The organism is Brachybacterium subflavum (assembly GCF_009299795.1).
Lineage (GTDB): Bacteria > Actinomycetota > Actinomycetes > Actinomycetales > Dermabacteraceae > Brachybacterium > Brachybacterium subflavum.
The window spans coordinates 260,198-274,168 of record NZ_VIGP01000002.1 but is presented as its reverse complement, the minus strand read 5'-3'; the positions used below and the strand labels follow the sequence as shown (position 1 = coordinate 274,168).

General features: G+C 72.1%; 12 protein-coding genes. 9 read left to right on the top strand and 3 right to left on the bottom strand.

The annotated features are described in order from the left end of the window. Positions 1 to 212 precede the first annotated feature (212 nt). The 7 genes from pstS to FHG10_RS05055 all read left to right on the top strand — a co-directional run bounded on the left by pstS (position 213) and on the right by FHG10_RS05055 (position 7,260). Entirely contained in the window at positions 213 to 1,328 is a 1,116-nt protein-coding gene (pstS, locus tag FHG10_RS05085) for a phosphate ABC transporter substrate-binding protein PstS (protein ID WP_152352240.1), read from the top strand. 124 nt (positions 1,329 to 1,452) lie between these two features. Beyond that, positions 1,453 to 2,457 carry a phosphate ABC transporter permease subunit PstC gene (gene pstC, locus FHG10_RS05080; protein WP_152352239.1) on the top strand — a complete coding sequence of 335 codons (1,005 nt, stop codon included), beginning with the start codon at positions 1,453 to 1,455 and terminating at the stop codon, positions 2,455 to 2,457. 19 nt (positions 2,458 to 2,476) lie between these two features. Next, positions 2,477 to 3,643 (top strand): phosphate ABC transporter permease PstA, encoded by a 1,167-nt coding sequence (gene pstA / locus FHG10_RS05075; protein ID WP_152352238.1) that lies wholly within the window; start codon positions 2,477 to 2,479, stop codon positions 3,641 to 3,643. Between the two features lie 158 nt (positions 3,644 to 3,801). Beyond that, the gene (gene pstB / locus FHG10_RS05070; protein ID WP_152352237.1) at positions 3,802 to 4,581 is read left to right on the top strand and encodes a phosphate ABC transporter ATP-binding protein PstB; all 780 of its coding nucleotides are present in this window, start codon (positions 3,802 to 3,804) and stop codon (positions 4,579 to 4,581) included. A 92-nt stretch (positions 4,582 to 4,673) separates the two neighbouring features. Then, positions 4,674 to 5,450 (top strand): ABC transporter ATP-binding protein, encoded by a 777-nt coding sequence (locus tag FHG10_RS05065; RefSeq protein WP_152352236.1) that lies wholly within the window; start codon positions 4,674 to 4,676, stop codon positions 5,448 to 5,450. Further along, on the top strand, positions 5,447 to 6,805 hold the full coding sequence (locus FHG10_RS05060; RefSeq protein WP_152352235.1) for an FtsX-like permease family protein: 1,359 nt from the start codon (positions 5,447 to 5,449) through the stop codon (positions 6,803 to 6,805). The genes FHG10_RS05065 and FHG10_RS05060 overlap by 4 nt, the downstream gene beginning before the upstream one ends. A 128-nt stretch (positions 6,806 to 6,933) precedes the next feature. Beyond that, positions 6,934 to 7,260 carry a rhodanese-like domain-containing protein gene (locus tag FHG10_RS05055; protein WP_152352234.1) on the top strand — a complete coding sequence of 109 codons (327 nt, stop codon included), beginning with the start codon at positions 6,934 to 6,936 and terminating at the stop codon, positions 7,258 to 7,260. A 244-nt stretch (positions 7,261 to 7,504) separates the two neighbouring features. Here FHG10_RS05055 and FHG10_RS05050 read toward each other — a convergent pair whose 3' ends face one another. Continuing rightward, complete coding sequence (locus tag FHG10_RS05050; protein WP_152352233.1) at positions 7,505 to 8,734, bottom strand: D-arabinono-1,4-lactone oxidase; 1,230 nt, start codon at positions 8,732 to 8,734, stop codon at positions 7,505 to 7,507. Between the two features lie 81 nt (positions 8,735 to 8,815). After that, positions 8,816 to 9,607: a CPBP family intramembrane glutamic endopeptidase gene (locus tag FHG10_RS05045; protein WP_227488042.1), complete on the bottom strand. Its 792-nt coding sequence runs from the start codon at positions 9,605 to 9,607 to the stop codon at positions 8,816 to 8,818. 91 nt (positions 9,608 to 9,698) lie between these two features. On the opposite strand from FHG10_RS05045, the gene FHG10_RS05040 reads away from it, so the two are divergent. Beyond that, on the top strand, positions 9,699 to 10,418 hold the full coding sequence (locus FHG10_RS05040; RefSeq protein ID WP_227488041.1) for a peptidyl-tRNA hydrolase: 720 nt from the start codon (positions 9,699 to 9,701) through the stop codon (positions 10,416 to 10,418). Between the two features lie 4 nt (positions 10,419 to 10,422). Beyond that, positions 10,423 to 11,163, top strand: coding sequence for an SDR family oxidoreductase (locus FHG10_RS05035; protein ID WP_152352232.1), 741 nt, complete (start codon positions 10,423 to 10,425; stop codon positions 11,161 to 11,163). A gap of 67 nt (positions 11,164 to 11,230) precedes the next feature. Here the strand turns inward: FHG10_RS05035 and ppdK are convergent, their stop codons facing one another. Continuing rightward, complete coding sequence (gene ppdK, locus FHG10_RS05030; RefSeq protein WP_152352231.1) at positions 11,231 to 13,930, bottom strand: pyruvate, phosphate dikinase; 2,700 nt, start codon at positions 13,928 to 13,930, stop codon at positions 11,231 to 11,233. Between the last annotated feature and the right edge of the window lie 41 nt (positions 13,931 to 13,971).

Genomic DNA, 13,971 nt, shown 5'->3' with positions numbered 1-13,971 from the left:
CGGTGTGATGCACCTGTACCCGCACCCTGACCTGCGCTTCCGATGGTCAGGCGCGGGCGTGCGCCGCCCGTTCATCTGACGTTCACACGGCGGCGGGAGAGCGGACACCTCGGCTCCCTAGCGTCGAGCATGTCGCCCCCGCCGGGTATCCCGCCCGGCACTCCTGAGGCGCGCTCCTCGTACTCGTGGGCCCTGCCCCGGAAGGAATCGCAGTGATCGTTCGCAAGACCACGCTCGCCCCTCTCGCCGCGCTCGGACTCACCGCCGCACTCGCCCTGTCCGCCTGCGGCGGCTCCGACGGGGGCACACCCGCGTCGGACGGGGGCGGCGCGGCCGCATCCGGCAGCGTCTCCGGCAAGCTCGCCGGTGCCGGCGCCTCCTCGGCCGAGTCGGCCGAGAGCGCCTGGACCCAGAGCTTCCAGGCCGTGAACCCCGACGCCCAGGTGACCTACGACTCCGTCGGCTCCGGAGCGGGCCGCGAGCAGTTCCTGAACTCGGGTGTCCAGTTCGCCGGCACGGACGCCGCTCTCACGAAGGACGAGATCAAGCAGTCGGCCGACGCCTGCCAGGGCGGCAAGGCCTTCGACGTGCCGATCTACATCTCCCCGATCGCCGTCGTCTTCAACCTCAAGGGCGTCGACGACCTGCAGCTCTCCCCGGAGACCATCGCCGGGATCTTCGCCGGCGACATCACCACCTGGGACGACGCCGCGATCAAGAAGGACAACCCGGACGCCGACCTGCCGTCGACCAAGATCACCCCGGTGCACCGCTCGGACTCCTCCGGCACCACCGAGAACTTCACCCAGTACCTCGAGAAGACCGCGCCCAAGGCGTGGAAGCACGGCGAGGTCGAGGACTGGCCCGTCGAGGGCGGCCAGTCCGGAGACGGCACCTCCGGCCTGATCTCCGTGGTCGAGGGCGGCGACGGCACCATCGGCTACGCCGACGCCTCGAAGGCCGGGAACCTCGGCATCGCCAAGATCAAGGTCGGCGACGAGTACGTCGAGTACTCGCCCGAGGCCGCAGCCCAGGCCGTCGAGGACTCCCCGCGCGAGAAGGACCGCGAGGACGGCGACATCGTCGTCCAGCTGGACCGCACCCTGGACGATCCCTCGACCTACCCGCTGGTCCTCGTCTCCTACATGGCCCTGTGCGACACCTACGAGGACCAGGAGACCGCGGACCTCGTGAAGTCCTACGCCTCCTACGTGGTCTCCTCGGACGGCCAGAAGGCCGCGGGCGAGGTCGCCGGCAACGCGCCGCTGTCCGACACGCTCTCCAAGGACGCCACCGCCTCCATCGAGAAGATCAAGGCGAAGGGCTGAGTCCCGACCGATCGATGAGCGCACGGCCGACGGGCGCTCGGGTGCGCCGCACGGGGAACGACTCCCGCGTGCGGCGCACCCGGCCGTCGGCCCCCTCACCGGCCCGCCCACAGGAAGGCGCCCCATGAGCACCCCCGCCGCCGCAGACCCCGCGTCCACGGCACCGGAGCAGGACCCCGCGCAGAGCCCCGAGCCCGGCGGCTCCGCGGCCGTGGCCGGCCGCCGCTCCAAGCGCCGACCGGGCGACGTGATCTTCACCGGCCTGAGCGTCGGCTCCGGTCTGCTCATCTTCGTCACGCTCGCGCTGGTCGCGATCTTCCTCACCGTCCGCTCGATCCCGGCGATCCGCGACAGCAAGGAGCTCGGCGGCGGGCCCGACGCGATCTCGCTGTGGTCCTTCGCCGCGCCGCTCGTGTTCGGCACGGTCTTCGCCGCTCTGCTCGCACTCATCATGGCCGTGCCCGTCTCCATCGGGATCGCCCTGTTCATCTCCCACTTCGCGCCGCGTCGACTGGCCACCCCGCTGGGCTTCATGATCGACCTGCTGGCCGCCGTGCCCTCGGTCGTCTTCGGCCTCTGGGGCGGCGTGTGGCTGGTGCCGAAGATGCAGCCGCTGTACGAGCTGCTCAACACGTACCTGGGCTGGTTCCCGCTGTTCGGCGGCGAGCCGAGCACGCCGATGCGCAACCTCGCGACCGCCTCGATCGTGCTCGCCGTGATGATCCTGCCGATCATCACCGCAGTCTCCCGCGAGGTCTTCCTGCAGACCCCGCGGCTGCAGGAGGAGGCGGCCCTCGCGCTCGGCGCGACCCGCTGGGAGATGATCCGCGCCGTCGTGCTGCCCTTCGGCCGCTCGGGCGTCGTCTCCGCCTCGATGCTGGGCCTGGGGCGCGCGCTCGGAGAGACCATGGCCGTGCTCATGGTGCTCTCCCCGGGAGCCACGTTCTCCCTGCACATCCTCGAGGTCGGCAAGCACAACACCATCGCCGCGAACATCGCCTCCCAGAGCGCCGAGGCCACGCCCGACGTCATGGCCCGGCTGATCTTCACCGGCCTGGTCCTGTTCATCATCACCTTCGTCATCAACGCCCTCGCCCGCGGGATCGTCTCGCGCTCGGCGAAGGCGTGAGGGGCCGGGAGGGAACACCATGAGCGCCACCCCCGCACGCACCGCATCCTCCGGGCTGATCACCGGTTCGGGAGCGTCCGAGCGACGCCTGCCCTGGTACCACCTGCTGCTCACCGCGGCGATCGCGATCGTGCTCGCCGCGATCGTGCTGGTGCTGTTCGACAGCTTCTCGATCGGCGGGCTCGTGGTGCTCGGCTACGTCCTGCACCTGCTCATCGGGTACGGCTACTCGCGGATCCGCGAGGGCCGGCGCTGGGCGAACGACCGCTTCGCCACCCTGCTCGTCTTCGGCGCCTTCGCCGTCGCCATGATCCCGCTGCTCTCCCTGCTGTGGGAGGTCCTGCACCGCGGCCTCGGCAAGCTCATCAGCCCGTACCCCGGGTACTTCTGGAGCGCCGACATGGCGGGCGTCGTCGGCGGCATGGTCTCCGGCGGCATCGCCCACGCGATCGTCGGCACCCTGCTGATCACGCTCGGCGCGAGCATCATCTCGGTGCCCATCGGCCTGCTCACCGCGATCTTCCTCGTCGAGTACGCGCGCTACGGCGCGCTCCGGGTCCTGGGTCGCGGCATCACCTTCCTGGTCGACGTGATGACGGGCATCCCCTCGATCGTCGCGGGCCTGTTCGGCCTGGCCCTGTTCATCACCATCACGAACGACCCCGGCATCCGCATCGGCCTGATGGGCTCGGTCGCGCTCAGCGTGCTCATGATCCCGACCGTGGTGCGCTCGAGCGAGGAGATGCTGCGCCTGGTGCCCCTCGAGCTGCGCGAGGCCGCCTACGGTCTCGGCGTGCCCAAATGGCTCACGATCATGAAGGTCGTGCTGCGCACCTCGATCGCGGGCCTCACTACGGGCGTCACCCTCGCCATCGCCCGCGTGATCGGCGAGACCGCGCCCCTGCTGCTGACCGTCGGCGCGCTGCCCATGATGAACGGCAACCTGTTCAGCGGACGCATGCAGACCCTGCCGACCTTCATCAACAGCCAGTACCGTTCGGGCAACGCCGTCTGCAACTCGGACGCCATCACCAACCCGATCACGCACATGCAGTACGCATGCTCGACGACGATCAACTACGACCGCGCCTGGGCCGCAGCCCTCACGCTCATCCTCATGGTGATGATCCTGAACATCGTCGCCCGCCTCGTCAGCCGCCTCTTCGCCCCCAAACTCGGCCGCTGAGCCGGCGGCGCGCGGCCCGGCGCCGCACGCCCGCCGGCCCCTGCCCGCCCGTCGAACCCCACCCGCCCGTCGGGCGCAGAGACCCCGTCGACCCGACCGGCCGGCCGGTCGGCCCCGCAGCCCCGCAGCCCCGCAGCCCCGCACCGAAAGGACGCCCCATGGCCCAGGCCATCAACGTGGAGGACCTCAACATCTACTACGGCGACTTCCTCGCCGTGGAGGACGTGACCGTCACCCTCCAGCCCCGCTCGGTCACGGCCCTCATCGGCCCGTCGGGCTGCGGGAAGTCGACGTTCCTGCGCACCCTGAACCGGATGCACGAGGTCATCCCCGGCGCCTACGCGAAGGGCCGCGTCGAGATCGAGGGCTCGGACATCTACGGCCCGGGCGTCGATCCCGTGAACGTCCGCCGCCGCGTCGGCATGGTCTTCCAGAAGCCCAACCCGTTCCCCACCATGTCCATCAAGGACAACGTGCTGGCCGGGGTCAAGCTCAACAACAGGCGCATCTCCCGCTCCGCGTCCGAGGAGCTCGTGGAGACCTCGCTGAAGGGCGCGAACCTCTGGGAGGAGGTCAAGGACCGCCTCGACAAGCCGGGCCTGGGCCTCTCCGGCGGGCAGCAGCAGCGCCTGTGCATCGCCCGCGCGATCGCCGTGAAGCCCGAGGTGATCCTCATGGACGAGCCCTGCTCGGCGCTCGACCCGATCTCCACGCTCGCGATCGAGGACCTCATCCACGAGATGAAGCAGGACTTCACGATCGTCATCGTCACGCACAACATGCAGCAGGCCTCGCGCGTCTCCGACCGCACCGGCTTCTTCAACATCGCGGGGACCGGCAAGCCCGGGCACCTCATCGAGATCGACGAGACCGAGAAGATGTTCACCAACCCCTCCGACACGCAGACGGAGGACTACATCTCCGGTCGCTTCGGCTGAGCGCCGGGGTCAGACCACGGTCCGACATCGGCCCCGGGAATCCGTTCCCGGGGCCGATGCGCGTCCCAGGGCGGGCGGCGGAGGGTGGACCCATGACCTCGACACCTCTGCCCTCACAGCCCGCACCCCAGTCCTCGCCCCAGCCCTGCGTCCCGGGCCCCTCCGGCCCCGCCCCGGTGCTCCAGGCCCGGGCCCTGCGCCACTCCTACGGGGAGAAGGCCGGCGCGACCCTCGCGCTGGACGGTGTGGACCTCGACATCCGCGCCGCGGAGTCGGTCGCGGTGATGGGCCCCTCCGGCTGCGGGAAGACGACCCTGCTGCACGTGCTCGCCGGCATCCTGCCGCCCACCTCCGGGAGCGTCGTCCATGCCGGCGCCTCCCTGGACTCCCTCTCCGATGCCGCGCGCACCCGCCTGCGCCGCACGAGCTTCGGATTCGTCTTCCAGGACGGCCAGCTCCTTCCCGAGCTGACCGCCCTGGAGAACGTGGTGCTCCCGCGCATGCTCGGCGGCGCCTCGCGGCGCTCCGCGAGCGCCGAGGCATCGGCCTGGCTCGATCGTCTGGGCCTCGCGGGCATGCACGAGCGGCGGCCGGGTCAGCTCTCCGGAGGCCAGGCCCAGCGCGTCGCGATCGCCCGCGCCCTCGCCGGCCGGCCGTCGGTGGTCTTCGCCGACGAGCCCACCGGCGCGCTCGACCAGACCACCGGCCACAGCGTCCTCCAGGTGCTCGCCGAGGCCTGCCAGGACGCGGGCGCGGCGCTCGTGATGGTCACCCACGACCCCTCGGTCGCCGCGACCTGCGAGCGGACCATCGCCATGCGCGACGGCCGCATCGCCCAGCAGTTCCACCGCGAGGGAGGCGCGCGATGAGCCTCCTGCACACCGCCCCGCTCGTCCTGCGGCGCCGCGGCGGGATCGCCACCGCCCTCCCGATCATCGGCTTCACGGCCTCCACCGGGATCCTCGCGACCGTGCTCGGCGGGCTCGGCGCCTTCGCCTCCCGCGCCGCCGCCTCGCCCGTCGGCGACGGCCCGCCCACGGCCGAGGCCTCCAACGCCTCCTTCCTCATGTCCTGTGCGATCGTCGCGACCGTCCTCCTCGTGCCCAGCGCCATGGGTCTGGGAAGCGCCGCCGCGAAGCTCAGCCTGTCCCGCCGCGAGCGGGACCTCGCCGCGGTGCGCCTGGTGGGCGGCACCACCGCGCAGGTCGGCGCGCTCGCCGTGGCCGACGTCCTCGCCCAGGCGCTCATCGGCTCCCTGCTCGGCCTGCTCGCGCACCTCGCCGTCACCCCGGCCCTCACCGCGCTCGACTTCGGGATGGCGCCCTTCACCTTCAGCGAGCTGCTGATGCCGCTCTGGGCATATCCGGTCCTGGTGATCGCGGCGACGCTGCTCGCGGGCATCTCCGCCGGCATCGGGCTCGCAGGCGTCGCGATCTCACCGCTCGGGGTCGCCCGGGACTCGCGGATCGTGCGCATGTCCGTCGTGCGACTGATCGTCTGGGCGGCGCTGATCGTGCTGTTCATCGCCACCTTCCAGATCCTTCCCCAGGTCGTGGGCGGAATCCCGAACGGGATCGGCGTGCTGATCGCCGTGCTCGCGATCCTCATGGCGCTCGTGCTCGGCAGCGTGAACATCGTCGGCCCGTTCGTGGTGTGGGTGGTCGCGCGGATCATCGCCGCCATCGCGCCCGGACCCGCCCTGCTGGTGGGAGCGCGCCGACTCGCGGCCGACCCCCGCGCCGGATGGCGTGCAGTCTCCGGCATCACCTTCGGCCTCGTCATCGCAGGTTTCCTGACGCTGACCAGCCTCCTGGACGGCATGGATTCCACGCCCGCGGAGCGGGCGCTGGGCACCGCCCTGCACACCGGCGGACTGCTCACCCTGGGCATCGCCGCCGTGCTCGCCGCCGTCTCGACCGGGGTCACGCAGACCGCCCGCGTGCTCGACCAGGCGCGCGTCTACCGCTCGCAGCACGTGGCGGGCGCGACAGTGAGCGCCCTCCAGCGCGCCCGCATCGCCGAGATCGCGATCCCCCTCGCGCTCGCCGCGATCGTCGCGGGCCTGAGTGCCGCGGGGCTCCTCGCCCCCGTGATGAGCGGCGGCTTCGCCCTGGCAGCGGTCGTGCAGTACATCGGTTCTGCGCTCGGCGCGCTCGGCCTGGTCGCCCTCAGCGTCGTGGTCAGCGCGCCCCTCGTGGGACGGGTAGCCCGGTCCGACGCGTGAGCGGGGCGGGTCGCCCGGTCCGATGCGTGAGCGGGGCGGGTCGCCCGGTCCGACGCGTGAGCGGGACGGGCCCGCCGGGTCGACGCGCGAGCAGCATGCGCCGGCCGTCGGCTCGTAGGCTGGGAGGCATGGACATCGAATCCGTGGCCCCCACCGAGATCCCCGAGGGCGCGCACCTGATCGACGTGCGCGAGGACGACGAATGGAAGGCGGGACACGCTCCGCACGCGCAGCACGTGCCGGCGAGCTCCTTCATGGAGCACCTGGGCGAGCTGCCCGAGGACGACGACCCGCTCTTCATCGTGTGCCGCTCCGGCGGTCGCAGCTTCCAGGTCACCCAGTGGCTGAACCAGAACGGCTTCGAGGCGGTCAACGTCGCCGGAGGCATGGACATCTGGTACGAGTCCTCGCTGCCGATGGTCAGCGAGACCGACGCCGAGCCCTACGTGCTCTGAGGCGCCTCCGAAGCCGACTCGCCGCTCGTCCCGTTGCCACTCTCCCCGCGAGAGGTGAGTTGATGCGGCATCACCCCCGCGAGAGGTGAGTTGATGTCGTCATTCGCGCGTTGTGGGACCACAACTCACCTCTCGGTGAGGAGTCACCGAGCGCGTCCCCGTTTCCGGGGCAGGCCAGCGTGAGACGGGCCGGCGTGAGACAGGCCGGCGTGAGACAGGCCGGCGCGGGACGAGCCGGCGCGGCTCAGCCCAGCAGCGCGCGCAGGTGGTCGTTGAGGAACAGGCCGTGGGGGTCCAGCTCCGCGCGCACCTCGTCGAAGACGCCCAGCTGCGGGTAGAGCTCCTCCGCCCGGCCGCGGTCGAGCAGGTGCAGCTTGCCCCAGTGGGGGCGCGCGCCGAGCTCCTCGCCGATCGCGTCGGCTGCGGTGAGCAGCGGCCAGTAGTCCGAGCTGGTCTTCGCCGTCAGCGCGATCGTCACCCGCGGCCCGCCCTGCGCGATCGAGAGCGGGGCGTCGTCCCCCGCGACCCATCGCAGCTCGATGGGGTACTGGTGCTCGGGGAAGTCCTCCACGTTCAGCGAGGTCAGACGAGAGAAGGCCTCGTCGGCCCGATCCGCGGGGAACGCGAGCTCCATCTCGTGGAACGGCTTCGTGGAGCGGCCCGTGAACACCTGGTAGGCGGGCGCGGCGCCCTCCTCGCCCTCCTCGGCGACATCGAGGCGCCGCACGAGCGCCTTCCCTGCGGCACTCGCACCCTCCTCGACGTCCAGCTGCAGCAGCGCGGGGGAGGCGTCGGAGGGGAACCAGTGCACCTGCACGTGGCGGGCGCTGTCGCCGAGCGCGGCCAGATCCGCGGTCGCGGGGTCGAGATCCACCAGCTCGCGGCGATCTCGCAGGTGGTACGCGGGGACCGTCTGCAGCTCGATCTCGAGGATCACGCCCAGCGCACCCAGGGACACGCGTGCCGCGCGCAGGCGATCCACCTCGTCCGCGTCGATCTCCACGATCTCGCCGCGTCCGTCGACGAGCCGCAGACCCGTGATCGCCTCGCTCATGATCTGCGAGTCGACGCCGGACCCGTGGGTGCCGGTCGCGAGCGCACCCGCGACCGACTGGGCGTCGTGATCTCCCTGCACGGGCAGCGAGAGGCCCTTCGCCCACAGCTCCTCGAACAGCTGGGACAGGGGAGTGCCCGCGTGCGCACGCACCCGCCCGCTCGCGGTGTCCACGCCGGTCAGACCGCTCATCGCGCCGAGCTTCACGAGCACGCCGCCGGTGGGGATCAGCGGGGAGAACGAGTGCCCGGCGCCCATCGTGCGCACCGGCAGGCGGCGCCCGATCGCCCAGCGCACGGCCTCGACGACCTCGCCCTCGGTCTCCGGTTGGACCACCGCCTGCGGGGTGAAGCGGTGGTTGCCGCCCCAGTTGTTGGAGCGCTGCTCGATCGTGGCGTGCGGAGGCAGGGAGAAGACCATGCGCCCAGGCTATCGGCAGGAGGTGACGAGGGGCATGGGGCTGGGTGCGCCCCGGCCCGAGCGCACGTCGACGCCCTTGCGCTACAGCTCCAGCACGTCCTTCAGCAGCGCATACCCCACGAACGCCACCACATCCAGCAGCGTGTGGGCGATGACCAGCGGGCCCACGCGTCGCGTGCGCCGGAAGCACTCGGTGAAGACCAGGCCCATCGCGAGATTCGCGATGCCGGGGCCGATGCCCTGGTAGAGGTGGTAGCTGCCGCGCAGCACCGCCGTGATCGCGAGGATCCCCGCCGTGCCCACGCCCAACCGCTCGAGCCTCTGCACGAGGTAGCCGGAGACGATCACCTCTTCGAGCACGGCATTCTTCGCCGCCTGCAGGATCAGCACGGGGACCGTCCACCAGTGCGTGTCGAGGGCCGCGGGAATCACCTCGAGGGTCGCCCCGATCGCCCGGCCCGCATAGTAGACGGCGAGTCCAGGGATGCCGATGCACGCGGCGATCACGAGGCCGCGCACGGAGTCGCCGAGAGGTCGCACGGGCTCGAGTCCGAGGCCGGCGAGGGCGCCCCGCAGACTGCCGGCGCTCACGCTCAGCAGCAGGATCACCAGGGCGACCGGCGCGAGGGTGAAGGCGATCCCGAGGAGCTGCTGCAGCAGATCGAACCACGGGTTCGTGTCCTGCGAGCTGTTCAGCGTCGCCTGCTGGCCGCTCAGCGGGCCGGCGGCGAGCGACCTCGCGAGGGAGACGATCGAGTACACGCCCGAGCGCCCCAGCGAGAGCGCCAGCACGATCACGATCTCCGCCACCAGGAACGCCGATGGCAGGTCGACGGCCCGGGGCGTCCGCGCTTCAGGTGTGCTCTCGTCCACGGACACATGGTGCCACCGCCGGGTGCGCGCGCTCCGGGACGATGCCCGCCCCGCGGGAATGCCGAGCCTCCCGGACCCGTTGCTCCCTGTCGTGACCGAGAACGTGCAGAGACCCGACCGACCCGACCATGAGAACCCCTGGGCGATGCAGCTCGTGGTGCACCGCGTGAGGGCGGACCCCGCGCACCACGAGGACGTCGTCGAGGCCGCGGCCCAGGCCGTCGTCCAGCTCCTGGACGACGAGCGCTCCCGCACGGGCGAGTGGGCCGAGCAGGTCGAGCACTGGCGCGCGGGCTGGATCCGCAAGGTCGTGCGACGGGCCGACGGCGCCCGCTGGGACGCGGTCCAGTCCCTGCCCGGCGTCACCGTCGCCCACGGCACCGCGCAGGTGCGCGCCTTCGTTCCGGGGCCGCTGCACCCGCTGCCCAAGGAGCTCGCGAAGCTGCAGGTGGGCGGGACCGAGTTCCCCCGTGGCGATCGCGAGGATGCCCCTGCGGTCCCCGCGGTCACCGCGCCCCCCGCAGCCCCCGCAGCCCTCGTCGACGTCGAGATCACCCCGCTCGAGGACATCTCCACCGGGAAGACCGCTGCGCAGGCGGGCCATGCTGCGCAGCTGCTGTACGAGCGGATGGGGCAGGAGGAGCGCACGGACTGGCGGGCCGACGATTTCCGCGTCCATCTGCTCCCGGCCGACGAGGCCGCCTGGGAGGACCCGGGCGATGCCGTCCGCGTGATCGACGCGGGGCTCACCGAGGTCGACGGGCCGACGGAGACCGCCCGGGCGCACCGTCACCGCGCCCTGGGAGAATGACCGCATGAGCACTCCCGAGACCGTCTCCGCATCCGCGTCCGGCACCCCTGCCCGCCGGCCCGCCGTCCTCATCACCGGCGCCTCCCGCGGCATCGGTCGCGCCGTCGCCGACGAGCTCGCCGGCGATCACCGCCTGATCCTCGGCGGCCGCGACGCCGCGGCGCTCGCAGAGCTCGCCGCGACCTACCCCGAGGCGGAGCCCTTCGCCGTCGACGTCACCGACTACGAGGCCATGGGCCGCGCGGTCGCCGCGCTCGACCTGCCGGACGGCCTCGCCGGCGTCGTGCACAGCGCGGGCGTGCTGGTCGGCGGCACCACCGAGGAGATGGCGGTCTCGGAGTGGAACCGCTCGATGGAGGTCAACGTGACCGCCGTCGTCGAGCTCACCCGGCTGCTGCTGCCCGCGCTGCGGACGGCACGCGGCACGGTCGTCGCCCTGAACTCCGGCAGCGGCTTCAACTCCATCGGCGGACGCGGCGCCTACTGCGCCTCGAAGTTCGCCCTGCGCGCCTTCACCGACGCCCTCCGCCTCGAGGAGCGCCCGCACGGCGTGCGCGTCAGCTCCGTGCACGCCGGCCGCGTGGACACCGACATGCAGCACGAGCTGCGGGGGCTGGAGAACGGCCCCTACGAGATCGAGAAGTACCTCGAGCCCACCTCAGTCGCCTCCGCGGTCGCCCTCGCGATCCGCGCGACCGACGAGGCCAGCATGGACGTCATCTCCGTGCGCCCGCGCATGGGCTGAAGGCACCGGCCCGCGGATGGGGTGAGCCGCCCGGCCCGCCCAGCGCGGCCGCACTCGTCAGCGCCCCTCACGGCTGCGGCGTGAACCCCTCCTCGAGCAGCGTCGCCCGGCCGGACTCGAGCCGCGCCACCGGCACCCGGAACGGGGAACACGAGACGTAGTCCAGGCCCAGCGAGTGGAAGAAGTGGATCGAGGCGGGGTCGCCGCCGTGCTCCCCGCACACCCCGAGCGTGAGGTCCGGGTTCGTGGCGCGTCCGCGCTCGGCGGCGATCCGCACCAGCTCGCCCACCCCGAACTGGTCGAGGGACTCGAAGGGGCTGTCGGAGAGGATGCCGCGCTCCTTGTAGGTGAAGAAGAAGCCGGCCTCGACGTCGTCGCGCGAGAAGCCCCACGTGGTCTGCGTGAGGTCGTTCGTGCCGAAGCTGAAGAATTCGGCGGCCTCGGCGATCTCCCCGGCCCGCAGGGCGGCGCGCGGCAGCTCGATCATGGTGCCGATGCGGGTGGTCAGCTCCTCGTCGGTGCCGGCGACGACCTCGTCGGTCACGTCGTCGATCTCGTGGCGGATGGCGCGCAGTTCGCGCACCGATCCCACCAGCGGGATCATGATCTCCACGTGCGGGTTCCCGCCCTCTGCGCGCACCTCGAGCTCGGCCTCGAGGATCGCCCGCACCTGCATCCCGAACAGTCCCGGGATGGTCAGGCCCAGGCGCACGCCGCGCAGCCCCAGCATCGGGTTCTGCTCGTGCAGCCGCTCGACGGCCGCGAGCACCTTGCGCTCGTGCGGCTCGATCCTGCGTCCGGCCTCCTCGGCGCGGGCGATGCGCACCGAGAGGTCGGTGAGGTCCGGCAGGAACTCGTGCAGCGGCGGGTCCAGCAGCCGGATCGTCACCGGCAGCTCGCCCATGGCCCGCAGCAGGCCCGCGAAGTCCTCCCGCTGGGCGGGGCGCAGCTCGGCGAGGGCCTCCTCGCGCTCGGCCGGATCGCCCGCGAGGATCAGCTTCTCGACCTGCGCGCGGCGCTCGCCGAGGAACATGTGCTCGGTCCGCGCGAGGCCGATGCCCTGCGCACCCATCTGCCGGGCCCGCTGGGCGTCGGCCGCGGTGTCGGCGTTGGCGCGCACCTGCATGCGCCGCACCTCGTCGGCCACCCGCATGAGCCGGTCCACGGCCCGGACCAGGGCGGAGGCCGAGGGGTCGTCGGCCGCCAGATCCCCCTCGAGGTACTGGGCGACCTCGCTGGGCTCGACGGGGATGCGGCCGGCGAAGACCTCGCCGGTCGCGCCGTCGATCGAGAGCACGTCGCCCTCCCGGGCGACGACCTCCCCGCCCATGCGGATCTCCCGCGCCTTCGGGTCGACGTCGAGGGACTCGGCCCCGCACACGCAGGTCTTGCCGAGCCCGCGGGCGACCACGGCCGCATGGGAGGTCTTGCCGCCGCGGGAGGTCAGCACGCCCTCGGCGGCGAGCATGCCGCCGAGGTCGTCGGGGTTGGTCTCGCGCCGCACCAGCAGGCAGTCGTGCCCTTCCTGGGCGCGGGCGATCACGGTCTCCGAGTCGAAGACGACCTCGCCGACGGCGGCGCCGGGGGAGGCGCCCATCCCGCGGGCGAGCGCTTTGCGCTCGCCGCTCGCGAAGCGGGGGAACATCAGTCGGGTCAGCTGCGCGCCGGAGACGCGGGTGAGGGCCTCGCGCTCGTCGATCGCGCCCTCGTCCACGAGGGTCGTGGCGATGAGGAAGGCCGCGGCGGCGGTGCGCTTGCCCACGCGGGTCTGCAGCATCCACAGCTTCCCGGACTCGATCGTGAACTCGATGTCGCACAGGTCCCGGTAGTGCTCCTCGAGCACGTCCATGGTGCGCAGCAGCTCCTGGTAGGCGTCGGGCAGCACCTCGCCGAGCTCCTCGAGGGAGCGCGTGTTGCGGATGCCCGCGACGACGTCCTCGCCCTGCGCGCCCACCAGGAAGTCCCCGTAGACGCCGTGCTCGCCGGTCGAGGGGTCGCGCGTGAAGGCGACGCCGGTCGCCGAGCGCTCATCGAGGTTGCCGAACACCATCGCGACCACGTTGACGGCGGTGCCGAGCTCGTGGTCGATGTGCTCGGCGTTGCGGTAGACGACGGCGCGCGGCGCGTTCCAGGACTCGAAGACCGCGCTGATCGAGCCGCGCAGCTGCTCGCGCGGATCCTGGGGGAAGGGACTGCCGGTCTCGCGCTCGATGATCCCCTGGTAACGGCCGACGATCTCCTGCAGGGCGTCGGCGTCCAGCCCCGCGTCGTCGGCCGCGCCGCGCTCCTCGCGCACCGCCTCGAGCTCGTCCTCGAACTGATCCGCCCCGATGCCGAGCACGGTCGCCCCGTACATCTGCAGCAGGCGGCGGTAGGAGTCCTGGGCGAAGCGCTCGGAGCCGGACTGCGCGGCGAGCCCCTGGACGGTTTCGTCGTTCAGGCCCACGTTCAGCACCGTCTCCATCATCCCGGGCATGGAGATCGCGGCGCCCGAGCGCACGGAGACCAGCAGCGGGTCCTGCGGGTCTCCGAACCGCCTGCCGATCTGCTGCTCGACGTCCTCGAGCGCAGCGGTCACCTGCTCGGCGAGCTCGGGCGGGTTCTGCCCGTGGTGCATGACGTGACGGCAGGCGTCGGTGGTGATCGTGAAGCCGGGCGGGACGGGCAGGCCCAGCCGGGTCATCTCGGCGAGGTTCGCCCCCTTGCCGCCCAGCAGGTCCTTCTGCTCCTTCGAGCCCTCGCGGAACGGGTGGACGAGCGTGCTCATCCCCATCACCTCTCGACCTCTCCCCGCGGCGGGGAGCGAGG

Coding starts and splice junctions, on each gene's coding strand:
- pstC (WP_152352239.1), top strand. CDS start 1,453: ATGAGCACCCCCGCCGCCGCAGACCCCGCGTCCACGGCACCGGAGCAG.
- pstA (WP_152352238.1), top strand. CDS start 2,477: ATGAGCGCCACCCCCGCACGCACCGCATCCTCCGGGCTGATCACCGGT.
- pstB (WP_152352237.1), top strand. CDS start 3,802: ATGGCCCAGGCCATCAACGTGGAGGACCTCAACATCTACTACGGCGAC.
- FHG10_RS05065 (WP_152352236.1), top strand. CDS start 4,674: ATGACCTCGACACCTCTGCCCTCACAGCCCGCACCCCAGTCCTCGCCC.
- FHG10_RS05060 (WP_152352235.1), top strand. CDS start 5,447: ATGAGCCTCCTGCACACCGCCCCGCTCGTCCTGCGGCGCCGCGGCGGG.
- FHG10_RS05055 (WP_152352234.1), top strand. CDS start 6,934: ATGGACATCGAATCCGTGGCCCCCACCGAGATCCCCGAGGGCGCGCAC.
- FHG10_RS05050 (WP_152352233.1), bottom strand. CDS start 8,734: ATGGTCTTCTCCCTGCCTCCGCACGCCACGATCGAGCAGCGCTCCAAC.
- FHG10_RS05035 (WP_152352232.1), top strand. CDS start 10,423: ATGAGCACTCCCGAGACCGTCTCCGCATCCGCGTCCGGCACCCCTGCC.
- ppdK (WP_152352231.1), bottom strand. CDS start 13,930: ATGAGCACGCTCGTCCACCCGTTCCGCGAGGGCTCGAAGGAGCAGAAG.